Consider the following 21425-nt stretch of genomic DNA (forward strand, 5'->3'; position numbering starts at 1 on the left):
GCGTGGCGACGCTCCGCACCGAAGAGCTCGTCTTAAACGTCGGGCCGCAGCATCCGTCGACCCACGGCGTCTTCCGCCTCATCGTCACCCTGGACGGGGAGACGATCGTCGACGCCCGGCCGGTCATCGGCTATCTCCACCGGGGGACGGAAAAGCTCGCCGAGGACCTCACCTACACGCAGATCATCCCCTACACCGACCGGATGGACTACCTTTCGGCGATGATCGGCAACTACGCCCTCGTCCACGCCGTCGAGACGCTCATGGGGCTCGAGATCCCCGAGCGGGCGGAGTACCTCCGGGTCATCGCGATGGAACTGAACCGCATCGCCAGCCACCTCGTCTGGTTCGGCACCTATCTCCTCGACCTCGGGGCGATCACGCCGTTTCTCTACGCCTTCCGGGAGCGGGAGAAGATCCTTCAGCTCTTCGCCGAAATCTCCGGCGCCCGGCTCACCTACAGCTACATGCGGATCGGCGGCGTGAAGTGGGACGTCCCGGATGAGGGGTGGCTCGGCCGGGTGGAGCGTTTCGTCGACGACTTCGAGCGGGCGCTGGAAGAATTCCACACCCTCGTCACCGGGAATGAAATCGTCCAGGCGCGCCTCAAAGGGATCGGTCGGATCGATCGGGAGACGGCGATCGCCTACGGCCTCACCGGGGTGAACCTCCGCTCGACGGGGGTGGCGTACGACGTCCGGAAGGCGAAGCCGTATTCGATCTACGACCGGTTCGAGTTTGAGGTGCCGGTCCGGACCGAGGGCGATCTTTGGGCACGCTATCTCCTGAGGTTGGAGGAGATGGAGCAGTCCCGGCGGATCGTCAAGCAGGCGGTGCGGCAGTTTCCGTCCGGCGGCGAGATCATGGCCAGGATGCCGAAGCTCATCCGGCCGCCGGCGGGGGAAGTGTACACGAGCGTCGAGTCGCCCCGGGGAGAGCTCGGCGTCTACATCGTGAGCGAAGGAAAACCGCAGCCGTACCGGATCCACTTCCGGCGGCCGTCGTTCGTCAACCTTCAGATCCTGCCCAGGCTCCTCATCGGGGAAAACGTCGCCAACATGATCGCCATCCTCGGTTCGATCGACATCGTCCTCGGGGAGGTGGACGCCTGATGCCCGCCGCCCTCGGCGCCGTCGTGCTTCTTCTCGTCGTCCTCGGTCTCGTGACGTTTGCGGTTTATGTTCACCGCAAGCTCCTCGGCTGGATGCAGGGCCGCCACGGTCCGACCCACACCGGACCGTACGGCTTGCTCCAGACGATCGCCGACACGGTGAAGCTTCTCCAGAAAGAGGACGTCATCCCGGCCCAGGTCGACCGGCCGCTCTTTCGCCTCGCGCCGATCATCGCCTTTGCGCCGTCGTTCGTCGTGCTGGCGGTGATCCCGTTTGCGCCGGGGCTCACCTTCGCCGACGTCGGCGTCGGCCTCCTCTTCTACCTCGCCGTCGCCTCCGTCACGACCCTCGGCGTCATCGCCGGCGGCTGGGCGGCGAACAACAAGTGGTCCCTCATCGGCGCCCTCCGCTCGGCGGCCCAGATGGTGAGCTATGAGGTCCCCCTCGCCCTCTCGGCCCTCGCCGTCGTCCTCATGGCCGGAAGCCTCAATTTGAACGCCATCGTCGAGGCGCAGGCGCGATCGGTCTGGTTCGTCATCCCCCAGGCGCTCGGCTTCGTCATCTTCCTCATCGCGGCCCTCGCCGAGCTCAACCGGACGCCGTTCGACCTCACGGAGGCCGAATCGGAGCTCGTCGCCGGGTACCTCACCGAATACAGCGGCGTCCGCTTTGCCTTTTTTATGCTCGGCGAGTACGTCTACCTCTTTGCGATGGGGGCTCTGATCGCGACGCTCTATTTCGGCGGCTGGCTCCCGCCGCACCCGGCCCTTGCCTTCGTGCCGGGGATCGTGTGGTTTCTCATAAAGGCGCTCTTTTTTGCCGTGCTGCCGTTCTGGCTGCAGGCGACGTTTCCTCGGGCTCGGGTCGATCAGCTGATGGGGCTCGCTTGGAAAGGACTCATCCCGCTGGCGATGGTGAACCTCGTCCTCACGGCGGCGCTCAAGACCTGGCTCTGACGGCCGGCGCCGGAACGCGGGGCGAATGAGCGGCGCTTCGTTTGCCGTACCGGCGGCCGCGAGGCGCGTGCCGCGGGCGGCATGCGGCGCCGGACGGGGTTTGGAGGGAGGGATTCCGATGGCGACGGGGCTTTTGAAAGGCCTCGGCGTGACGTTTCAGGAAATGTTTCGGCCGAAGGTGACGACGAAGTACCCCGACGAGCCGTACGTCTTTCCGAACCGGCTCCGGGGGATACAAAAGCTTTATGTAGAAAAATGCATTGTCTGCCATCAGTGTGCGAACATCTGCCCGACGCAGTGCATTACGATCAAGGAAAAGCCGAAGACCGATCCGGCCCAGAAGAAAAAAGAGCTGGCCGTCTTCGACATCAACTTCGAAATCTGCATCTTGTGCGATCTCTGCACGGAGGTCTGTCCGACCGAGGCGATCGTCATGACGTCGAACGTCGAGCTCGCCGAGACGAGCCGGGCCGATCTCCACAAAGACCTTCCCTGGCTGGAAGCGAACAACACGAACGTCCGGGAGGTGAACAAGCCGTGAACGGGCAGGCGGTGGCGTTTTTCGCCCTCGCGGCCGTCGGGCTTTTGGGCGTCATCGGGTTTTTGCGGGCGCCGCGCATCCTCCACGCCGTCCTGGCGCTCGTGGCGGCCTTTTTGGCCGTCGCCGGCCTGTTCGTTCTCGTGGGCGCCGAATTTCTCGCCGCGGCGACGGTGCTCCTCTACGCCGGTGCCATCACGGTGATGGCGGTGTTTGCCATCATGCTCACGCCGGGCGGCGAAGAGAAGCGGGGGGCCCCCCGGTGGGCCCGGGGCGCCCGAGGGTGGGCCGGCCTCGTGGCGGCAGGGGTGGGGGCGGCGGTGGCGACCTCCGTGCTCGCGACGCCCTTTCAGCGGTCGCCCTATGCCGTCGACGGGCCGACGGACACGGCGCTTCTCGGGACGCTTCTTCTTTCGGACCGTTACGGCCTTCACTTTGAGGTGATCACGCTCGTGCTGCTCGCCGCCCTCGTCGGGGCGATCGTGCTGGCCCGCGAAGAGGCGATCCCGGTGCGGGGCGGCGCCCGGGCCCCGGACGCGACCCCGCCGACGCCGCCGCCGGCGCCGCAAAAGACGCCGGCGGCCCTCCGGGAGCCGACGGCGGACGGCCCGGCCCCGGAGGCGCCGGCGGAACGGGAAGCGGAGCGGGAGCTCGTCGGCGCCGGAAGGGGGGACGGTCGATGACGGACGGAATGCTCGTCGGCCTGCTTCTGTTCGGCGCGCTCCTGTTTGCCCTCGGCCTCTACGGCGCCCTGGCCCAGCGGAACGCGGTGCGGGTCCTTCTCGCGGTGGAGCTCATGCTCCTCGCCGGGGGCCTGAACGTCGTCGCCCTCACCCGTTTTCTTCCGGCGGGGGCGGAGAACCGCCGCCTCGGCCCCCTGCCGCTCGCCGGCGACTACGCCGCCGCCCTCGGTCAGACGACGACGCTCTTTTTCCTCGCCGTGGCGGCGGCGGAGGTCGCGATCGGCCTGGCGGCGGTGATCGCCGCGTACCGGCTCCGGCCGACGCCGAACGTCGATGAGATGGACGAAAGGGAGTGAGGGCCGTGGGGATGCAGGAATCGTGGCTGCCGTGGGCGGTGCTGGCGCCGCCGTTTGGGGCGTTCGTCCTCCTCGCGGCGTTTCGCCGGCCGCTCGGCCGCCTGGCCGGCTGGATCGGCGCCGCCGGGGCGACCCTGGCCCTGGTCTTTGCCCTTCAGGCCGCCTGGACCGCCTCCGGCGGGGTGACGCTTTCCGCGCCGTCCGTGGCGCTCCTTTCGGCCGGAGACGTCCGGATCGAGCTCGGCGCGGCGATCGGGCCCCTTCAGGCGGTGATGCTCGTCGTCGTCGCCGCGGTGAGCGCCTTCGTCCACCTTTATTCGATCGACTACATGGCCGGCCACCGGCGGTACGGCACGTACTTCCAGCATCTTTCGTTGTTCACGCTGGCGATGCTCGGCCTCGTCGTGGCGACGAACTGGGTGGTCTTTTATCTCTTCTGGGAACTCGTCGGAGCGGCCTCGTATCTCCTCATCGGCTTTGACGTGGAGCGAGAGGCGGCCCGCCGGGCGGCGGTCAAGGCGTTCGTCGTCACGCGAATCGGCGATCTGGGGCTTTTGGCGGCGATCTGGGGGATGGCCCAGGGAGCGGGGAGCTTCGACATCGCCGAGACGCTCGCCTGGGCGTCGTCGGGGGCGGCGCCGGCGGGGACGGTGACGGCGCTCGGGCTTCTCATGCTCCTCGGCGCCGCCGGGAAGTCGGGTCAGTTTCCGCTCCACGTCTGGCTTCCGGACGCGATGGAAGGGCCGACGCCGGTGAGCGCGCTCCTCCACGCGGCGACGATGGTCGCCGCCGGGGCGTATCTGCTCGCCCTCGCCTTTCCGATCGTCCAGGCGTCCCCGGAGGTCGCCCGGACGACCGCCGTCCTCGGAGCGTTTACGGCGCTGTTTGCGGCGACGCTGGCCCTCGGCGAGGAAGATCTGAAGCGGGTGCTCGCTTACTCGACGGTGAGCCAGCTCGGGTACATGTTCCTCGCCGTCGGCGCCGGAAGCCGGTTCGCGGCGATGTTCCACCTGACGACGCACGCCTTCTTTAAGGCGCTCCTTTTCCTCGCCGCCGGGGCGATCTACCACGCGGTCGGGACGAACGATCTCGCGGCGATGGGCGGGCTCGCCCGCCGTATGCCGAAGACGGCGGGGCTCTTCGCGCTGGGTGCCCTGGCCCTGGTCGGCTTTCCGCCCCTGGCCGGCTTTTTCTCGAAGGAGGCGGTCCTCGCCGCGGCCCAGGAGGCCGGCGGCGTGCCGCTCGGCCTCGGCGTCGGGACGGTGTTCCTCACGGCGGTGTACATGGGGCGGCTTTACGTCCTCGCCTTCTTCGGGGAACCCCGGACGGAGGCGGCCCGGGAGGCCCGGGAGCCGGGCGGGCTCATTCTCGGGCCGATGGCCGGGCTCGGCGTCCTCGTGCTCGTCGCCGGGGCGGCGACGGCGCCGGTCGCGGGGCCGTCGGCGCGCCTCTTGGCCGCCCTCGGGCCGGCGCCGGAGGCGGGGGCGGGCCTCGGGGCGGCGACGGTCCTTCTCGGGATCGCCGGGCTTTTGGCGGGACGGCGACTCGCGATCGGCGCGCGGTGCCCGATGACGGCCGCCGTCCGGAAGGCGGAACAGGCCCTTCAGGCGGGCTTTTATGTGGACGCATGCTACCGGCGGACCGTCGTCGCGGCGAGCGTCTTCGTGGGTCGGATCGTCGTCGCCGTCGACGCCCTTGTCGACGGCCTCTTCACCGGGACGGCGGCGGCGGTCGCCGGGGCGGGGCGGCGGCTCCGGGAAGCGGAAGCGGGCCAGGTGCAGCGCTACAACGCCGTCGCCTTGCTCGTCCTCGTCATCATCGCCCTCGTCGCCGCCATCCGGGGGCGCTAACCGGGAGGTGGACGCCGTGCCGGGAGATGGAGCGTGGCTCCTTCTGTTGTTCGTCGCCCTGCCCCTCGTCGGACTGCTCGCGACCGCGGCCCTGCCGTCGCGACGCGTCGAGGCGATCCGCACCGTCGGGTGGGTCGTCCCGGCCGCCGCGGTCGTCGTCGCGGGCGGCCTCTACGCCCGGTTCAACCTGGCGGAGGCGGGGCGGCAGTTTGTGGTCTCGTTTCCGTTCCTTCGCTTCTCGTATCCGATCGTCGATCCCCAGGCGGGGACGATGCGCTTTCAATCGGTAAGCGCGCCGTTTTCCTTCGGGGTCGACGGGCTTTCGCTTCCCCTCGTCCTGATGGCGGCGCTCGTCGCGCTGGCGGCGGCCCTCGCCGCCCGGACGGAGCACCGGCGGGTGAAGACGTTTTTCCTGTTTTTCTTCCTCCTCCTCGTCGGCATAAGCGGTGTCTTTCTCGCCGACAACCTCATCGTCTTTTTCATCTTCTTTGAGTTCACGCTCGTGGCGCTCTATTTTCTGACGGCGATCTACGGCGGCTTCGGCCGGGAGAAGGCGGCGACGGCGTTTCTCGTCATGAACGGCCTCGGGTCGCTCCTCCTTTTCCTCGGCTTCGTCTGGATCTTTCGCCTGACGGGGACGTGGGAGATGGGCGAGATCGCCGTCCGGTTGCCGCTTTCGGACGTCCCGCCGGGGGAGCGGTGGGCCCTCTTTTGGCTGCTCGTGGTCGCCCTCGGGGTGAAGCTTCCCCTCGTGCCGCTTCATCCGTGGATGCTCAAGGTGCACCGGGAGGCGCCGCCGGCGGTCGTCATGCTCCACAGCGGCGTGCTGCTCAAAATCGGCGCCTACGGCTTCGTCCGCTTCGTCCTCGGCTTTTTCCCGGATCTCTTCCCCAAAGCGGCGACGGCTCTGGCCGCCTGGGGGCTTTTGAACCTGCTCTACGGCGCTTTCTCAGCCCTGGTGCAAAATGAACTCCGGCTCGTCTTCGCGTATGCCAGCGTGAGCCACATGGGCATCGTCCTGTTCGGCCTGGCGGCCCTGAACGCGGCGGGGCTCATGGGGGCGGTGTTTCAGATGGTGTCCCACGGGCTCATTTCGGCCCTCTTCTTCCTCCTCCTCGGGATGATCGTCGAGCGGACGAAGACGAGCCGCCTCGACGAGCTCGGGGGGCTGTACCGGTCGGCGCCGGAGCTTGCGGGGCTCTTCGTGTTCGCCGCGCTGGCGTCCCTCGGGCTCCCGGCGCTGTCCGGCTTTGTCGCGGAGTTTCAGGCGTTTTACGGCCTGTTTTTGAGCCCGGCCCGAGACATCGCGCTCATCGGCCTCCTCGGGCTCGCCCTGTCGGCGGCGTACAACCTCCGGGCGGCGACCCGGACGACGTTCGGCACGCCGCGGCCGGAGTGGGGGGCGATGGCCGATCTCCGGCCCCTGGAAGCGGTGCCGGCGATCCTCCTCGCGGCGGCGATCCTCGTCATCGGAATTTATCCGAACGTGCTGGCGCTCCCGCTTGAGGCGACGGTGGCCGACGTCCTCGGCCGGGTGGGGGGATGACGATGATCTGGCTTCCGGAAGCGATCGTCCTCGCCGGCGCCCTCGCGTCGCTCGCCTTCGGCGTCCTCGGGCGCCGCTCGTCGCCGCGGGCGGCGATGGACCTCGCCCTCGTCTTTACGCTGGCGGCGCTCCTGGCCACCGCCGCCCTGGCCGGCACGGTGGTCGAAGCGTTTGCCGGCGCCTTCCGCATCGACGGCGTCACGCTTTCGTTCCAGCTCCTCCTCCTCGTCGGGACGGCGCTTACGCTCCTGCTCGCCCGGGAGGACGTCGGCGCCCCGGCGCCGGCGACCGGCGGCGCGGCGCCGTCGGGCGGCGTGCCGGCCGAGCACGCCGGCGAGTACGCCGGGCTTCTTCTCCTGGCGGCCCTCGGCGGGATGTTGATCGCCGCGGCGGCGGACCTCCTCCTGCTCTTCCTCGGGTTTGAACTCCTTTCGATCGCCGGCTACGCCCTGGTCGGCTTTCGCAAGGAGGATCCGCTGTCGACCCAGGCGGCGGTGAAGTATGTCCTCACCGGGGCGACGGCGACCGGCGTGTTCGTCTTCGGACTCAGCTATCTCATCGGTCTCACCGGGACGACGGACGTCTACGCCGCGGGCGAGGTGATCGCCTCGCCGGGCTTTATGGAGCGCTACGGCCGGCTCATCTTCCTCGCTTTCCTCTTCCTCTTCATCGGCGCGGCGTACAAGATCGCGGCGTTCCCGTTCCACCTGTGGGCGCCGGACGTCTACCGGGGGGCGCCGACGCCGGTGACGATGTTTCTCGCCGTCGTGTCGAAGGCGGCGGGGCTCGCCCTCATCGTCCGGCTGTACCTCGGCGCCTTCGCCTGGACCCACTGGGTCGGGGCGAGCGGTCTCAGGGAAAGCTTTCTCCTGAAGAGCGGGCCCGTCGTCGCGCTCGTGAGCGGCTTTTCGATGGTGCTCGGGAGCGTGCTCGCGCTTCGGACGCGGGACGTCAAACGGCTTTTCGCCTACGCCGGCATCGCCCACGCCGGGTACCTGCTCGTGCCGCTGGCGGCGGCGAACCCGTCGATGCTCGACCAGATCGTGTTTTATCTCCTCGCGTATCTCCTCGCGAGCGCCGGCGCCTTTGCCGTCCTCCGGCGGGTGACGGAGGAGAGCGGGACGAGCGACCTCAAGGCGTTTGCCGGCCTCTACCACCGGGCGCCGTGGTCGGCCTGGGCGCTTCTCCTCTTTTTCCTCTCGCTGGCGGGCATTCCGCTCACGATGGGCTTTTTCGGCAAGTGGTATCTCCTCGTCGGCGCCGCCTGGGGCGGCCACGGGCTTTTGGCGACGCTCATCGTCGTCACGTCGGTGATGTCTTACGCGTATTACTTTGCCGTCTTAAAACAGGCGTTTTTGCGGCCGGGGTCGACGGAGCGGCCGATCCGCTTCCGCGGCGCCGAGGTGGCGGTCGTCCTCATCGCCGCCGCCGGCGTCCTCCTCGGCGGGCTTCTGCCCGGCGAAGTGCTCAGGACGATCGCCCAGGCGTTCGACGCGGCCCACTTCTTCGGCCTGTACGACGGACGGCTCTGACGTCCGGAGACGGGCGGCTTGCGCCCGGCCGGGCCGGGCGCCAACGTTCCGCGCGGACCGGAGCGGCTTTCGGCCGCTCCGGTTTTTCGTTATAATGGTCGGTGGTGATGGCGCGTGCTTCCGATCGGCGTGGAAAGCGCCCTCGGCATCGTCGTGGCGCTCGGTGCAATTGCGCTCAGCTTTTGGGCGCTGGAGGCGTTTCGCTGGGATCGGGTCGTCCGGGATCCGAAGGCGCCCCAGGCCGTCTGGCTCAGGCTCCTCGTGAGCGTGGCCCTCGGCGGGAGCGCCGCCGTCTTTTTGATGGCGTACGTCCGCTGGGCGACCGGGCTCGTTTATTTGTTTCAGCGGTGAAAAACGCGGTGTAAAATCGACCGCCTCCGGCTTTCGGCGCCGGCCTTCCCCGAGGCATGCGGCGCCGACCGGCGGTCGAGACTAAGAGAGAATCCGCTTTTGGGGCAGGAGGGCGGTCGATGGCGCCGCTTGTCATCGAGGGGGGTGTGCCGCTCGGCGGCACGGTTCGGGTGTCCGGGGCGAAAAACGCCGCGTTGCCCATTCTGGCGGCGGCGCTTTTGGCGTCGGAGTCGTCGGTGATCGAAGAAGTCCCGCGCTTAAAAGACGTGGAAACGATGGTGGAAGTCCTCGAGGCGCTCGGCGCCCGGGTCGCCTGGGACGGCGATCAGGTGCGGGTCGATGCCCGCGGGCCGCTTTCGCCGGAGGCGCCGCCGGCGCTCGTCGGCCGGATGCGGGCGTCGGTCCTCGTCATGGGGCCGCTCCTCGCCCGGCTCGGGGAAGTGCGGATCACGCTTCCCGGCGGCTGCGCGATCGGCAGCCGTCCGATCGACCAGCATTTGAAGGGGCTGGAGGCCCTCGGCGCCGAGGTGACGGTCGAGCACGGGTTCATCACCGCCCGGGCGAAGGCCCTCGTCGGCACGACGATCTACCTCGACCTCCCGAGCGTCGGCGCGACGGAAAACATCATGATGGCATCGGTCCTCGCCCGGGGCGAGACGGTCATCGAAAACGCCGCCGAAGAGCCGGAGATCGTCGATCTGGCGAACTTTTTGAACGCCATGGGCGCCCGGATCCGGGGCGCCGGGACGGGGACGATCCGGATCGAGGGCGTGCGGGAACTCAAAGGGACGCGGCATACGGTCATCCCGGACCGGATCGAGGCGGGGACGTTCATGGTCGCCCTCGCCGCCACCGGCGGCGAGGGGTGGATCGAGGGGGCGATCACCGAGCACCTCGTGCCGGTCATCGCCAAGCTCCGGGAGATGGGCGTCTACGTTGCCGAGGAGGAGGACGGCCTCCACGTCGTCGGCAACCGGCTTTTGAAGCCGGTCGACGTCAAGACGCTCCCGTACCCCGGTTTTCCGACGGACATGCAGCCGCAGTTCATGGCGCTCCTTTCGACGGTGGCGGGGACGAGCGTCGTCACGGAGACGATTTTCGAAAACCGCTTCCGGCACGTCGAAGAGCTCCGGCGGATGGGGGCCAACATCCGCATCGAGGGGCGGACGGCCGTCATCGAAGGCGGGGCGCTCACCGGCGCGACGGTTCGGGCGACGGACCTTCGGGCCGGGGCGGCCCTCGTCATCGCCGGTCTCGCCGCCGGCGGGACGACGGTGGTGGAAAACGTCTACCACCTCGACCGCGGCTACGAGCGGCTGGAAGCGAAGCTCCAGGGCCTCGGCGCCCGCATCCGCCGGGTGGACGAGGCGGCGCCGGAGCCGGCGGCGGGGCTCCATCTCGCCCGTTACAGCGTCCTCGAGGGGTCGGAAGGCGCCTCGGAAGCGAAGGAAACGCCGGCCGACGCCTGACGCCCCATGAGACCGACGGAGATCCGCCGCGATGCCATCGCCGCCGGGAGCCCCGGCGAAAAGCCGCCCCGGAACACAAACGGGCAAACGCCGGCCGCCTCCGGCGTTTTTTCATGCCTTCCGGCGATGTGCGGCGGAGGTCCGGCCCCAAGCGGAGATCGGGCGTCATGGGGAGGGCCGGCGGCATGCGGAAGCCCCCCTTCGGCATACGGTGAAAGAGAGTTCTGCCGGAAAGGGGGCGAAGAGAACGCAGCGGGCGGCCATGGGACGGGCGGTCTACGGCTGGCTGGCCGTTTTTGCAGCGGCCGCGACGTTTGCCTTCGGCGCGGCGCTCGAGGCGCGGCCGGCGGACGCGGTCGTCCCGCCGGAGGGGCGGCCGGAGGCGGCGGTCGGGCCGGAGGGGGCGGCAGCGCTCGGGCCCGGCGGTCGGGCCGGGGGGGCCCGCCCGGCGGTCGATGACGCCGCGGAGGCGCTGGAGCGCTCGGCCGCCGTCGTCGTCTACCGGCGCGCCGCGGAGCGGGCGGAGCGGGTGAGCCTCCGGGACTACCTCATCGGCGTCGTCGCCGGCGAGATGCCGGCGGATTTTCCGCCCGAGGCGCTCAAGGCGCAGGCGATCGCCGCCCGGACGTACGTCGCCTGGGCCCGCGCCCACCCGCGCCGGCCGCTTCCCGGCGGCGCCTGGGTGGAAGACGGCGAAGCGGACCAGGTGTACGTCGACGTCGGGGCGCTCCGGGACCGCTGGAAAGATGCCTTTCCGGATCGGTACCGGCGGGTGGCGGAGGCGGTCGATGCGACGGCGGGGATGATCCTCACTTACGACGACGAGCCTATATTTGCGGCCTTTTTTGCGCTGAGCAACGGCCGGACGGAAGAGGCGGGGCGGTATTTTTCCAGGCCGCTTCCGTACCTCCCGTCCGTGCCCTCCCCGTGGGACCGGGAGGCGCCGGACTTCGTCCGGGTGACGACGCTCGAGGCGCCGGAAGTCGCCTCCCGGCTGGGCCTCCCCTTATCCGCCGTTCGGACGCTCCGGGTGGCGGCCCGGACGCCGGCGGGATACGTCGCCGAAGTCGCCGCCGGCCGGACGACGCTCACCGGCCGCGCCGTTCGGGAACGGCTGGGCCTCCGCTCGGCCAGCTTCGACGTCGACCCGGGCGGCGGGCGGATCACCTTCGTCACCTACGGCCACGGCCACGGCGTGGGCTTGAGCCAGTGGGGCGCCAAAGCGATGGCGGAGGCCGGCCGCACGGCGGAAGAGATTCTCGCCCATTATTATCCCGGCACGCGGATCGTCCGAACGCCGGTGATTTGGGAAAAAAATGTATAAACCCCTGCGCCTTTGTCCATGATGGGGACTGAGGTGATGCCCCATGGACAAAGAGCGCGAATCTCCCCTGAACCGTCCGGCGACGGACGGCGCGGACCAGGGTGGCGCCGGCGACGAAGGGAAGGCGCCGCGGTTTCGGCGGTGGCTCGGCGGGCTCATCGCCCGGAAATGGTTTTTCCCGGCCCTCTACCTCGCCGCGGCGGCCTTCATCCTGAGCTTCATCTTCTGGTACCAGAGCACCAAGCCGTACACGATGGACAAGGACCAGGGGCTGCCGGCGGTGTCGGACCGGGAGCCTCAGGCGGTGCTCGAGGTGCCGGCGGCCGACGACGTCCCCGTCACCAAGGCGAAGACGCCGATCTGGCCGGTTGCCCAGGGGACGCCGGTGAAGATCGTCCGGCCGTTTTACAACGACGAGGCGTCCGCCGAAGAACGGGCCAGGGCGCTCGTCGAGGTGGCCCAGAGCTACTACCCGAACACCGGCATCGACCTGGCCGTCGACGGAAAGACGCCGTTTGACGTCGTCGCGGTGATGGACGGCACCGTCACCCGGGCCGACGTCGATCCGGTCGTCGGCGGCGTCGTCTGGGTCGACCACGGCGACGGCACCCGGACGACGTACGCCTCCCTCGGCGCCATCCGGGTCAAGGAAGGGGATGCCGTCCGGCAGGGGGACGTCCTCGGCACCGCCGGGACGAGCCCGATGGGGAAGGACCTGGGTCTGCACCTTCACTTCGAGGTGCTCCGGGACGGCCGGCCGGTCGACCCGCTGACCGTCCTGCCGAGCCAGAACTGACGCCGCGGACCGGAGAGGACGCCGCCGTCCGTTCCGGTGCGGTCAAGGCCGTGCGCCCAGCACGGCCTTTTTTAGCGGATGGGAGGCGGGGCGATCGAATAACCCCCCGGCGGGGCCCATATACTGTACCAGACGGTTGAGCGTCTGTCTGCGGCGAGGATGTGGCGAGGGGGGCGAGGCAGTTTGCATGATTACATCAAGGAGCGGGCGGTTCAGATCGGCCGTTACCTCGTAGAAAAGCGCCAGACCGTCCGTGCCGTCGCCAAGGCGTTCGGCGTCTCCAAGAGCACCGTTCACAAGGACCTCACGGAACGGCTCCCCGAAATCGACGCCGAGCTGGCCCGACAGGTGAAGGAAATTTTGGAATACCACAAGGCGATCCGACACCTGCGGGGCGGAGAGGCGACCCGCAACAAATATCGCCGCGACGGAACGGAAGGCGTCTGAAGCCTCGCCCTGGCCATCGACACCCTCATCCGTTATACTAGTGGAAGCGGAGGACCAGCGGAGCCCCGGGAGGAAATGCGCCGCCTATGTTCGCCCAAGACGTCGGCATCGATCTCGGTACGGCCAATGTGCTCGTCTTCGTCCGGGGCCGGGGCATCGTCCTCGACGAACCGACGGTCGTGGCCATGAACGTGGAGACGGGCGAGGTGCTCGCCGTCGGCGCGGAGGCCCGCCACATGATCGGCCGGACGCCGGCGCACATCCAGGCCGTCCGACCGCTCAAAGACGGCGTCATCGCCGATTTCGAAACAACGGAAAAGCTGCTCAAGTATTTCCTGGACAAAGTCGGCATCCGCCGCTTCTGGCAGCGTCCCCGGATGCTCATGTGCGTGCCGTCGAACACGACGACGGTGGAGCAAAAGGCGATCCGGGAGGCGGCGGAAAAGTCCGGCGCCCGCGAGGTCTACATCGTCGAAGAGCCGAAGGCGGCGGCCGTCGGAGCGGGCCTCGACATCTTCCAGCCGAGCGGCAACATGATCATCGACATCGGCGGCGGGACGACGGATGTGGCCGTCCTCTCTCTCGGCGACATCGTCACCGCCGCCTCCATCAAAGTGGCGGGGGACAAGCTCGATCAGGCCCTCATGTCCTACCTGAAGCGCAAGCACCGCCTTCTCGTCGGCGAACGGACGGTCGAGGCCCTCAAAATCCAGATCGGCGCCGCCCTCCCTGGGCTCCGGTCGGAGGCGATGGACGTCCGGGGCCGGAACGTCGTCACCGGCCTTCCGGAGACCGTCCGCGTGACGTCCGACGAGGTCGCCGAGGCGCTCGACGAGCCGATCCGGGAGATGATCGCCGCCGCCCGAAGCGTCCTCGAGCGGACGCCGCCGGAGCTTTCCGCCGACATCGTCGACAAGGGGATCGTCCTCACCGGCGGCGGTGCCCTGCTCTACGGCCTCGACCGGCGGTTTTCCGAGGAGCTTCACGTGCCGGTCGTGCTGGCAGACGACCCCATGCGGTCGGTCGCCCTCGGGACGGGGAAGATGCTGGAGGAGCTCGACCGCTTAAACCGCGCCCGGGGCCGGCGCATCGGCATGGGCTTCCGGCCTTTCCGGCCTTGAGGAAACGTCGGTCGCGCGGGAACGTCCGGCGGCCGCTTCGCGGACGGGTCGGGCGATCCGGGCGGTCGGACGATCGGGACGGAGAACGGCCCGGGGCCGACCCGGGCGAAAGGGGGAAGTCGAAGTGATCCGGGGGATCGAAGCGTCCGCGTCGGGACTGCTCGCCGGGCGGCGTCGGACGGAAGTCGTCGCGGACAACCTCGCCAACCTCGAGACCGCCGGCTATCGGGCCGATCAGGCGATCAGCCGGGCCTTTCCGGAGCTTTTCCTCGCCCGGCTTCGCGACCCCGGCCCGGGGGTCGGTCCGGCCGGCGTCGGCGCCGGTCCCATCCCGGCCCCCGCCGGCGCCGGGACCGGGGTGGGCCCTGGCCCGACCGGCGCACAGGCGCCGACGCCGGTCGGGATCGGTTCGACTTACGCCGGCGTCTACATCCATGAGATCGTTCCGCGCTTTGAGTCCGGACCGATCGTCGCCACCGGCCGGCCCCTTGATCTCGCCCTCGTCGCCGATCTCGATCCGACGGCGCTGCCGGAGGGGGTTCGCGGGCCGGGGGCTCCCCGGTGGATCCCGTTTTTCGCCGTGCAGCCGGCCGGCTCGCCGGCCGGGACGGTCGCCTACACCCGGGACGGCCGGCTTACGATCGACCCGGAAGGGTATCTGGCGACGTCCGCCGGCGACCGGCTGCTCGTCGTCGACGAAGGGCCGGACGGTCTTCCGATCGGAGCGCCGCACCCGCTGTCCGTCCGCTTCGGCGCGGCCGTCTACGACGTGCGGGTCGAGGAAGGCGGCCGGATCCGCCTCGTCGATCCGGCGGCGCCGGCGTTTTCCCTCGCTTATCGGCCGGCGGTGGCGGTCTTCGCCGACCGGCGCCTTCCGGCGGGGAACGATCCGGCGCCGGACGTGCCGGCGGTCACCGGCCTCGTCAAAGACGGCGGGAACCGCTTCCGCATGGGCGGCGCCCCGGTCTGGGCCGGCCTCGACGGGCGCTTTCCTCTCGGGGCGGTGCGGATCGAGCGGGGCGCTTTTGAGGCGGCCAACGTCGACCTCGCCCGGGCGATGACCGAAGCGATGGCGGCGTATCGGTACTTCGAAGCCAATCAGCGGGCGCTTCTCGCCGCCGACGGGACGCTGAACCGGCTCATCAACGAGGTGGGGAAGGTCTGATGGAGCGAAGCCTCATCGCCGTCCGGCACGGCCTTCTGGCGGCCCAGGCGCGCCTCGATGCGGCCGCCCACAACGTCGCCAACGCCGATACGGTCGGCGCCAAGCCGCGGGATGTCGCCTTTCAGACGCTGTTGTACGACGCGTATCAGAACCAGCCCGGCGGCGAGACGGCGGGCCAGAGCCGCCTCACGCCGGAAGGCGTCCGCCTGGGCGGCGGCGCCGGCGCCGGCGGGACCTTTCTGCGCACGGATTTGGCCGGCGTCCTCGTCTCGACCGGCGAGCCGACCGATCTCGCGATCGAAGGGGAGGGCTGGTTCCGCCTCCGGCCGCCGGAAGGAGACCCGCCGGGCGGCGTCGTCCTCGCCCGCGGCGGGCGGTTTTCCCTTTCGCCTGCGCCGGACGGGCGGCTTTTCCTCGTCGATGGCCGGGGGGCGTTTGTGCTCGACGACAACGGCGCTCCGGTGTCGATTCCCCGTGACGCCGCCGGCCTCGTCGTCCGGCCGGACGGGGCGGTCTTCACGCGGACGGCGGACGGCGCGGTCGTGGCGACCGGGCAGCGGCTCGCCCTCTACCGGGTCCATCGGCCGGATGCGCTCCGGGCGCTCGGCGACGGCGCCTTCTTCGCTCCGACCGGCCCCGGCGCGCTTCCGGCGGGGGGCCTGCCGGCGGCGGAGCCGGTGCCGGCGGCCCTCCGGGGAACCGAACGGGCCCGCATCGTCCAGGGCGCCCTCGAGCGGTCCGCCGTCGACCTCGGGACGGAGCTCACCGGGGCCCTCCTTGCCCTCCGGCATACGGGGCTTCTCGCCCGCCTCGCCGTTCAGACGGACGAGATGGACGGCTTAAGCGATGAGCTCGGAGGGCGGAACCGTTAAACGGGGCTTGAAAGCGGAGCCCCGGTGCACCCTGCGAAGCGAACGTCGGCGGGAACGTCGACGCGAAAGGAGCGGCGGAATGCGGGATTTCGACCCACGATTCCCCGAAAGCGGACGGACCGGAGACGGTTCCGGCGCCGGGCGGCCGCCGGGCGGCCGGCTCGCTTCCGGGCGGAACGCCGCGAACGCCTCCGGCGGCGCCGCGGCGGGAGGCGGCGGGAACCGCCCGCCCTCCCGCCGGCGCCGGCGCCGGGCGGATGTCGGGATGTTTGCCCTGACGGCAGCGCTCGCCTTCGGGCTCGGCCTCGTTTTGGGCTATGCCGTTCTCGGCCGCCGGACGGCGTGGTGGGAGGCGTTCCATCCCGCGACGTGGTGGCATCTCCTCGCCATCATCCTCGGATGACGCGTCCGTCCTCGCCCGAACGTTTCGGCTCGGGTCGCGGCGGCTTTCCCCGACCGCTTTTCCGGTCGACGCCGATCGTCGCTTCGGGCGGGCCGGGGTGAACCATTTCCTGGGAAATGAGGCGTCTGCATGCACACGATCGAAGACATCCAGGCGGTGCTTCCGCACCGGCCGCCGTTTCTTCTCGTCGACCGGATCCTCGCCGTCGAGCCGGGGGTGCGGGCGGAGGGGATCAAGGCGGTGACGATAAACGAACCGTATTTCATCGGCCACTTTCCGGGCTATGCGGTCATGCCCGGCGTCCTCATCGTCGAGGCGCTGGCGCAGGTCGGCGCCTTTGCCCTGTTGAGCCACGAGGACTACCGCGGGAAGCTCCCCCTCTTCGCCGGCCTCGACGGCGTCCGCTTTCGTCGGCCGGTTCGGCCGGGGGACGTGCTTTACCTTGCGGTCGAGATCGAGCGGATGAAGGGGCCGATCGGCCGCGGCCGGGGCGTGGCGACGGTCGATGGCGAGGTCGCCGCCGAAGGGACGCTCCTCTTTGCCGTCCGGGCGGCGGCGCGGCCGGGGACGGATGCCGCCCGCTGACCCGAAAGAGGATCGGGCCGGTCGGGGGTTTAGCCGGCGCGAACGAAACGTTGGAGCCGAGGCGGGCCGGGCTTGGCCTGCCGGATCCCCGTCGAAAGAGGTGCCGCCATGGTCATCCGCAAAGCGATCATCCCGGCCGCCGGGCTCGGGACGCGGTTTTTGCCGGCGACGAAGGCGATGCCCAAGGAGATGCTCCCGATCGTCGACAAGCCGACGATCCAGTACATCATCGAAGAGGCGGTTGCGTCGGGCATCGAGGACATCATCATCGTCACCGGCAAAGGCAAGCGGGCGATCGAGGATCATTTTGACGTCTCGCCGGAGCTCGAGCAGAATCTTCGGGCGAAGGGCAAATGGGAGCTCCTCGAAGAAGTCGTCCGACCGACGCAGCTCGCCGACATCCACTACATCCGGCAGAAGGAACCGAAAGGGCTCGGGCACGCCATCTGGTCGGCGCGGAAATTCGTCGGCGACGAGCCGTTCGCCGTCCTCCTCGGCGACGACATCGTCGTCGCGGACAAGCCGGCTCTCCGGCAGATGATCGAGCAGTACGAGCGCTATCGGGCGTCGATCCTCGGCGTGAAGCCCGTGCCGCGGGAAGCGGTCTCCCGCTACGGCATCGTCGCCGGGAAGGAGCTCGCCCCGCGCGTCTACGCCGTGTCGCACCTCGTGGAAAAACCGCCCGTCGACGCGGCGCCGTCGAACCTCGCCATCATGGGCCGCTACATCCTCACGCCGCGGATCTTCGAGATCCTGGACGACCTTCCGCCCGGCGCCGGCGGCGAGATCCAGCTCACCGACGCTTTGGCCCGGCTGAACGAACACGAGGCGATCTACGCCTACGAGTTCGAGGGGACGCGCTACGACGTCGGAGAAAAGCTCGGCTTCATCCAGACGACGATCGAGTTCGCCCTCATGCGGGACGATCTGCGCGCCGACGTGCTGGCGTATCTCCGCGCTGTGGTGGCCCGGGAATCGGTGGAACTCAAAGCGAAAAGCGCCCAAGCCGAATGAGGCTTGGGCGCTTTTTCGTGATCAGGACATGCTTACGGCGTCGTGACCGCGACGACTTGCCCCTCCGGCACCCAGTCGACGCCCGCCCCGAGCGCTTCGGAGACGAAGCGGAGAGGAACGAGGGTCCGTCCTCGTTCGACCGTCGGCGGCGCGTCGAGGGCGACGGCCTGCCCGTCGATCCTGGCCGTGGGGTTGCCGATCTGCAAGGTAATCGTCTTTTCGCCGTTCGCCAGCGTCACTTCGCGCGTCCGTTCATTCCACGTGACGGTGAGCCCGAGGGCTTCGGCGATGGCGCGAATGGGCGCGAGCGTGCGTCCGTTTTCCACCTTGGGGGCGACGTCAAACGCGAGAAGCTCGCCGTTGACGTAGACGCGGATGCCTTGTGCCGCCCCGGACGTTTTGAGCAACCGGCCGAGCTTCTCGTACGCTTCCCGGTCTTTGGGATCGCGCCGAAGCCGCTCTTCCTGCGCGGCGAGGGCCGCCTTCCGCTTGCCCAGCTTCTCGTAGACCTCGACGATCTCTTTTAAGACTTCGGCCTGCTCTTTGACGGACCGCTCGGCGAGCTTGACGAGGGCGGATTGCGTCAAAACGGCATCGAGCGTGTCGTCGTCCAGCGCTTTCAGCGCGTTTTCGAGGTTTGTCCGTTCGTCCTCAGGCTGCCCGGCGGGATTTTGCTCGTTCGCGGCGGGGTTGGCGCCGCTTTCGCCTTTCAAGAGAGCCAATAAATTTTGCAGTTCTTCGAGCGTCGCGTCGTTCAGGCGTTGAATGATCGGTTCGGCCGGCGTGCCCTTCACCTTTTCGAGGGCTTTTTCCAATCCCTTCCGGTAATTTTCTTCCACCTTTTCGAGCTTTTTGAGATGCTTTTGTTCTTTTTTGCGCTCCTTTTTCAATTCAACTTTCTGTTTCTCATCCTCATCCTCATCCTCATCTTCGTCTTTGTCTTCGTCTTCGTCTTCGTCTTCGTCCACGTTTTCGTCTTTGTTCTGCTTGCCGCTCGAGACGTGGCCGGCTTGATCGGTCGGCTCCGGGGCGCTCGGTTTTTGAGAAGGCGTCGGTTCTTGTGAAGACGGAGGCGGCGCTTGGGTTTCATTGGAGGACGGGGAAACCGCCGAAGTGTCCTGAGAAGCCGCTCGAACGGGTTCGAGCGCGGCACCGGAGTGAGCGAAGGCGAAGATCAGCGCCAGCACGACGACCAAGAGACGATGGACCGACCGCAACGCCCTTCCCTCCTCTTGAAGGTTTTTAAAACGTGAGCACCGAAACGGGAATCCGCTTGAAGGGCGCTGCCGGAAAACGAAAACGCGCGAGCTGCCGTGAACTCGCGCGCATGGTCTGAGGTCTCAGACACGCGTGTGGAATCCGGCAGCTGGCTGGCATGGCCCCGTCGGCGATGCCGCGTTCCGTTTCACGTGCCATCGGTCGCCCCGACGAGACTTTAGCCCCTATAGCTTTGCGCCCGGCGCTTTCGCGCCGTTTGCCCTGAGCGGATTGTGCGTCTATTATACAAGAAGACCCGCACGGATGTCGACAATGTATTCTTTTTGGCGACTTGGTCATCCATGGAGACGACGAAGCGCAGACCGTCGTATTGGAATGGTTCATTTAATCTTGGAGTGACGTTGAATGCACTTTATATGTCAACGGACCCGGCTGATAAATTCCCGAAGGCGGATTAAGAATGACGTCGGGATTATAAAAGATCTTCAGGCGGGACCGTTCGATCGGCAGCTGTTCCTGCGGTTCTTCAAAACAAATGTCGAGACCGAACCAGCATTCCCAAGTTTTTCCTTTTGCGGCGTTCAGTATCACATTCCTTCCCATGACGCCGCCGTGGATTTCGATATTTGAGCCGACGCCGTAAAGCGTTATATCCTGGTTTGAATAAAAATAAGCGTTCATCACGAGCGGTTGGCTGTTAAAGAGGTTATTGTTTTTGACGAGCACCTCTTTGTCGGCAGCAACGATCGTAAAGTTATTATCCTGCATCTTAAAGTCTTCGATCGTGGCTTCACCAGCGGTGTAGATCGTGCTTCGATACCACAGGTTCTCTTGAATCCTTACGTTCCCTTTTGAATAAAGCGTTCCCTGGAAATAAGCGTCCTTCATGAGGGTGTCCTTTGCTACATACATCCATTGGCCGGGATTAAGTTGTAAAGTGCTACGAGCCGCACCATCCCCTTGCACTTCCGCTTTCCCGCCGACGTAAACATTGCCGCCCCAAACGCTTAGAGAAGCGCCTTTTCTGATGATCAGGTCTTTTTCAACAAGCAAATCACCGTTTACGATGAGGCTAACGTTGGGTTTTATCTCTAATTTGCCCTTAACCCAAAGTCCTCTATTTTTATTTAGAATGTTCATTAATTCAATATCTTGTGTATTAACATCCAAATCTGTCTCCCAATGCGTGCAGTTTCCTCGATTATCCCGTTTTATACATTTTTTGTACACAACGTCCTCTGCAAGCAAAGGCTTCTGGTTTTCTTTTTCCAAAACCAATTGCATCACCGGTATGGTCTGTTTTTCAACCGTTCCGTGCGACAGCGTCGGCGGGACGACAAAACCTTTCTGTAAGTTTTCGGGTGTCAACGGGAGCTGTTCCTTTACCCGACTGCCGAACAACCGTTTGTAATGGGTCAAAATGATGTGATCGCGTTCGGAATAGAGTTTCCCTTTCAGTGCGGAATAGCCGGTTCTTTTCGTGTCCCCGCCGAACAGCCCCCAATCATAATGGGCATACGGCGATGATTCGAGCGGGCCGGTGATCAAAGCGTCCCCTTCCACATACGCTGCACCGTTAAAGGACAACTTTCCGTCCGTCACAAGTGCAAACATGAACGGTTTGGCCACAGTGGTTACCAGGTACGTCCGGGTAATTTTTCGTTCGCTTGCGCCGTACGTGCCTTTTACGGTGACGGTAACGTAGGCCGAGTAGACATTCGGATCTATATTGCCGTGCTGGTCGCCGTTGATCGGTGAGACCGATTTTTCTAGCGTAAATCCTGCGTTATCGGGCGGCGTGATGGACGCTACGATTTGCTTGAGTGTTCGGTCGGCGGCGGAAGGATCGACGTTGCCGGCTTCTTTTATTTTCTGATCGAAGTTTGCTTCCCAGTAGACAAGGCCGTCGTCGGCCATCGATTGGGCACGCAGGGCGTTGTCCTCTTTCGCACCGATTGAAGCAGACGTGATCGTCAGGCTCACCAGCGCCAGCCCCGTAACGCTCGCAAAGAGGAGAAGGATTAAGGCAAGTGGAAGTGCATAAGCAAATGTTTTGGCGTTCTGATGTTTAGTCCGGTCCATTGATG

General features: G+C 67.2%; 22 protein-coding genes and 1 riboswitch. Of the genes, 20 read left to right on the forward strand and 2 right to left on the reverse strand.

The window, feature by feature from the left end:
- The first annotated feature begins 2 nt into the window (after positions 1–2).
- The 19 genes from SA87_RS07685 to galU all read left to right on the forward strand — a co-directional run bounded on the left by SA87_RS07685 (position 3) and on the right by galU (position 18120).
- A complete protein-coding gene (locus tag SA87_RS07685) occupies positions 3–1112 on the forward strand; it encodes an NADH-quinone oxidoreductase subunit D (RefSeq protein ID WP_066201553.1) in 1110 nt (369 codons plus the stop codon).
- Positions 1112–2068: an NADH-quinone oxidoreductase subunit NuoH gene (gene nuoH / locus SA87_RS07690; RefSeq protein WP_066201556.1), complete on the forward strand. Its 957-nt coding sequence runs from the start codon at positions 1112–1114 to the stop codon at positions 2066–2068. Before SA87_RS07685 ends, nuoH begins: the two co-directional genes overlap by 1 nt.
- 118 nt (positions 2069–2186) lie before the next feature.
- Positions 2187–2609, forward strand: coding sequence for an NADH-quinone oxidoreductase subunit NuoI (gene nuoI, locus SA87_RS07695; RefSeq protein WP_066201558.1), 423 nt, complete (start codon positions 2187–2189; stop codon positions 2607–2609).
- Complete coding sequence (locus SA87_RS07700; protein ID WP_066201561.1) at positions 2606–3289, forward strand: NADH-quinone oxidoreductase subunit J family protein; 684 nt, start codon at positions 2606–2608, stop codon at positions 3287–3289. The genes nuoI and SA87_RS07700 overlap by 4 nt, the downstream gene beginning before the upstream one ends.
- Positions 3286–3645, forward strand: coding sequence for an NADH-quinone oxidoreductase subunit NuoK (gene nuoK, locus SA87_RS07705; RefSeq protein ID WP_409359802.1), 360 nt, complete (start codon positions 3286–3288; stop codon positions 3643–3645). Before SA87_RS07700 ends, nuoK begins: the two co-directional genes overlap by 4 nt.
- Before the next feature lie 11 nt (positions 3646–3656).
- The gene (locus SA87_RS07710; protein WP_066201717.1) at positions 3657–5495 is read left to right on the forward strand and encodes an NADH-quinone oxidoreductase subunit 5 family protein; all 1839 of its coding nucleotides are present in this window, start codon (positions 3657–3659) and stop codon (positions 5493–5495) included.
- A 7-nt stretch (positions 5496–5502) separates the two neighbouring features.
- The gene (locus SA87_RS07715; protein ID WP_082910506.1) at positions 5503–7041 is read left to right on the forward strand and encodes a complex I subunit 4 family protein; all 1539 of its coding nucleotides are present in this window, start codon (positions 5503–5505) and stop codon (positions 7039–7041) included.
- Positions 7038–8573, forward strand: coding sequence for an NADH-quinone oxidoreductase subunit N (locus SA87_RS07720; RefSeq protein WP_066201564.1), 1536 nt, complete (start codon positions 7038–7040; stop codon positions 8571–8573). Before SA87_RS07715 ends, SA87_RS07720 begins: the two co-directional genes overlap by 4 nt.
- 114 nt (positions 8574–8687) lie before the next feature.
- Positions 8688–8924 carry a DUF1146 domain-containing protein gene (locus tag SA87_RS07725; protein ID WP_066201567.1) on the forward strand — a complete coding sequence of 79 codons (237 nt, stop codon included), beginning with the start codon at positions 8688–8690 and terminating at the stop codon, positions 8922–8924.
- 119 nt (positions 8925–9043) lie between these two features.
- A complete protein-coding gene (gene murA / locus SA87_RS07730; RefSeq protein ID WP_066201570.1) occupies positions 9044–10393 on the forward strand; it encodes a UDP-N-acetylglucosamine 1-carboxyvinyltransferase in 1350 nt (449 codons plus the stop codon).
- Positions 10394–10604: 211 nt separating this feature from the next.
- Positions 10605–11717: a stage II sporulation protein D gene (gene spoIID / locus SA87_RS07735; RefSeq protein WP_169816929.1), complete on the forward strand. Its 1113-nt coding sequence runs from the start codon at positions 10605–10607 to the stop codon at positions 11715–11717.
- 43 nt (positions 11718–11760) lie between these two features.
- Positions 11761–12513 (forward strand): M23 family metallopeptidase, encoded by a 753-nt coding sequence (locus SA87_RS07740; protein ID WP_082910507.1) that lies wholly within the window; start codon positions 11761–11763, stop codon positions 12511–12513.
- A gap of 183 nt (positions 12514–12696) precedes the next feature.
- Positions 12697–12960 carry a sporulation transcriptional regulator SpoIIID gene (spoIIID, locus tag SA87_RS07745; protein ID WP_066201576.1) on the forward strand — a complete coding sequence of 88 codons (264 nt, stop codon included), beginning with the start codon at positions 12697–12699 and terminating at the stop codon, positions 12958–12960.
- An 86-nt stretch (positions 12961–13046) separates the two neighbouring features.
- A complete protein-coding gene (gene mreB / locus SA87_RS07750) occupies positions 13047–14081 on the forward strand; it encodes a rod shape-determining protein (protein ID WP_066201579.1) in 1035 nt (344 codons plus the stop codon).
- Between the two features lie 124 nt (positions 14082–14205).
- Positions 14206–15246 carry a flagellar hook-basal body protein gene (locus SA87_RS07755; protein ID WP_066201582.1) on the forward strand — a complete coding sequence of 347 codons (1041 nt, stop codon included), beginning with the start codon at positions 14206–14208 and terminating at the stop codon, positions 15244–15246.
- Positions 15246–16118 (forward strand): flagellar hook-basal body protein, encoded by an 873-nt coding sequence (locus tag SA87_RS07760; protein WP_066201584.1) that lies wholly within the window; start codon positions 15246–15248, stop codon positions 16116–16118. The genes SA87_RS07755 and SA87_RS07760 overlap by 1 nt, the downstream gene beginning before the upstream one ends.
- A 79-nt stretch (positions 16119–16197) precedes the next feature.
- Positions 16198–16521 carry a DNA-directed RNA polymerase subunit beta gene (locus SA87_RS07765; RefSeq protein WP_066201589.1) on the forward strand — a complete coding sequence of 108 codons (324 nt, stop codon included), beginning with the start codon at positions 16198–16200 and terminating at the stop codon, positions 16519–16521.
- Positions 16522–16650: 129 nt separating this feature from the next.
- Positions 16651–17106 carry a 3-hydroxyacyl-ACP dehydratase FabZ gene (fabZ, locus tag SA87_RS07770; protein ID WP_066201591.1) on the forward strand — a complete coding sequence of 152 codons (456 nt, stop codon included), beginning with the start codon at positions 16651–16653 and terminating at the stop codon, positions 17104–17106.
- Positions 17107–17214: 108 nt separating this feature from the next.
- Entirely contained in the window at positions 17215–18120 is a 906-nt protein-coding gene (galU, locus tag SA87_RS07775) for a UTP--glucose-1-phosphate uridylyltransferase GalU (protein ID WP_066201594.1), read from the forward strand.
- Positions 18121–18152: 32 nt separating this feature from the next.
- On the opposite strand, the gene SA87_RS07780 is transcribed toward galU, so the two are convergent.
- Positions 18153–18959, reverse strand: a complete 807-nt coding sequence (locus SA87_RS07780; protein WP_169816930.1) for a copper amine oxidase N-terminal domain-containing protein — start codon at positions 18957–18959, stop codon at positions 18153–18155.
- An 18-nt stretch (positions 18960–18977) separates the two neighbouring features.
- Between SA87_RS07780 and SA87_RS13505 the strand changes: the two genes are divergently transcribed.
- Positions 18978–19184, forward strand: coding sequence for a hypothetical protein (locus tag SA87_RS13505; RefSeq protein ID WP_169793311.1), 207 nt, complete (start codon positions 18978–18980; stop codon positions 19182–19184).
- A 294-nt stretch (positions 19185–19478) separates the two neighbouring features.
- A riboswitch (cyclic di-GMP riboswitch) is annotated at positions 19479–19609 on the reverse strand.
- A gap of 113 nt (positions 19610–19722) precedes the next feature.
- Here the strand turns inward: SA87_RS13505 and SA87_RS13190 are convergent.
- Positions 19723–21420 carry a hypothetical protein gene (locus SA87_RS13190; RefSeq protein ID WP_156516509.1) on the reverse strand — a complete coding sequence of 566 codons (1698 nt, stop codon included), beginning with the start codon at positions 21418–21420 and terminating at the stop codon, positions 19723–19725.
- Positions 21421–21425: the final 5 nt, after the last annotated feature.

The sequence above is a fragment of the Hydrogenibacillus schlegelii genome (assembly GCF_001653195.1).
Lineage (GTDB): Bacteria > Bacillota > Bacilli > Thermicanales > DSM-22653 > Hydrogenibacillus > Hydrogenibacillus schlegelii.

Excerpts from the sequence above, each read along its gene's own strand:
- nuoH (WP_066201556.1), top strand. The coding sequence starts at position 1,112 with ATGCCCGCCGCCCTCGGCGCCGTCGTGCTTCTTCTCGTCGTCCTCGGT.
- SA87_RS07765 (WP_066201589.1), top strand. The coding sequence starts at position 16,198 with ATGCGGGATTTCGACCCACGATTCCCCGAAAGCGGACGGACCGGAGAC.
- mreB (WP_066201579.1), top strand. The coding sequence starts at position 13,047 with ATGTTCGCCCAAGACGTCGGCATCGATCTCGGTACGGCCAATGTGCTC.
- galU (WP_066201594.1), top strand. The coding sequence starts at position 17,215 with ATGGTCATCCGCAAAGCGATCATCCCGGCCGCCGGGCTCGGGACGCGG.
- SA87_RS07710 (WP_066201717.1), top strand. The coding sequence starts at position 3,657 with ATGCAGGAATCGTGGCTGCCGTGGGCGGTGCTGGCGCCGCCGTTTGGG.
- SA87_RS07720 (WP_066201564.1), top strand. The coding sequence starts at position 7,038 with ATGACGATGATCTGGCTTCCGGAAGCGATCGTCCTCGCCGGCGCCCTC.
- nuoK (WP_409359802.1), top strand. The coding sequence starts at position 3,286 with ATGACGGACGGAATGCTCGTCGGCCTGCTTCTGTTCGGCGCGCTCCTG.
- fabZ (WP_066201591.1), top strand. The coding sequence starts at position 16,651 with ATGCACACGATCGAAGACATCCAGGCGGTGCTTCCGCACCGGCCGCCG.
- SA87_RS13505 (WP_169793311.1), top strand. The coding sequence starts at position 18,978 with ATGCTTTTGTTCTTTTTTGCGCTCCTTTTTCAATTCAACTTTCTGTTT.
- SA87_RS13190 (WP_156516509.1), bottom strand. The coding sequence starts at position 21,420 with ATGGACCGGACTAAACATCAGAACGCCAAAACATTTGCTTATGCACTT.
- SA87_RS07760 (WP_066201584.1), top strand. The coding sequence starts at position 15,246 with ATGGAGCGAAGCCTCATCGCCGTCCGGCACGGCCTTCTGGCGGCCCAG.
- SA87_RS07740 (WP_082910507.1), top strand. The coding sequence starts at position 11,761 with ATGGACAAAGAGCGCGAATCTCCCCTGAACCGTCCGGCGACGGACGGC.
- nuoI (WP_066201558.1), top strand. The coding sequence starts at position 2,187 with ATGGCGACGGGGCTTTTGAAAGGCCTCGGCGTGACGTTTCAGGAAATG.
- murA (WP_066201570.1), top strand. The coding sequence starts at position 9,044 with ATGGCGCCGCTTGTCATCGAGGGGGGTGTGCCGCTCGGCGGCACGGTT.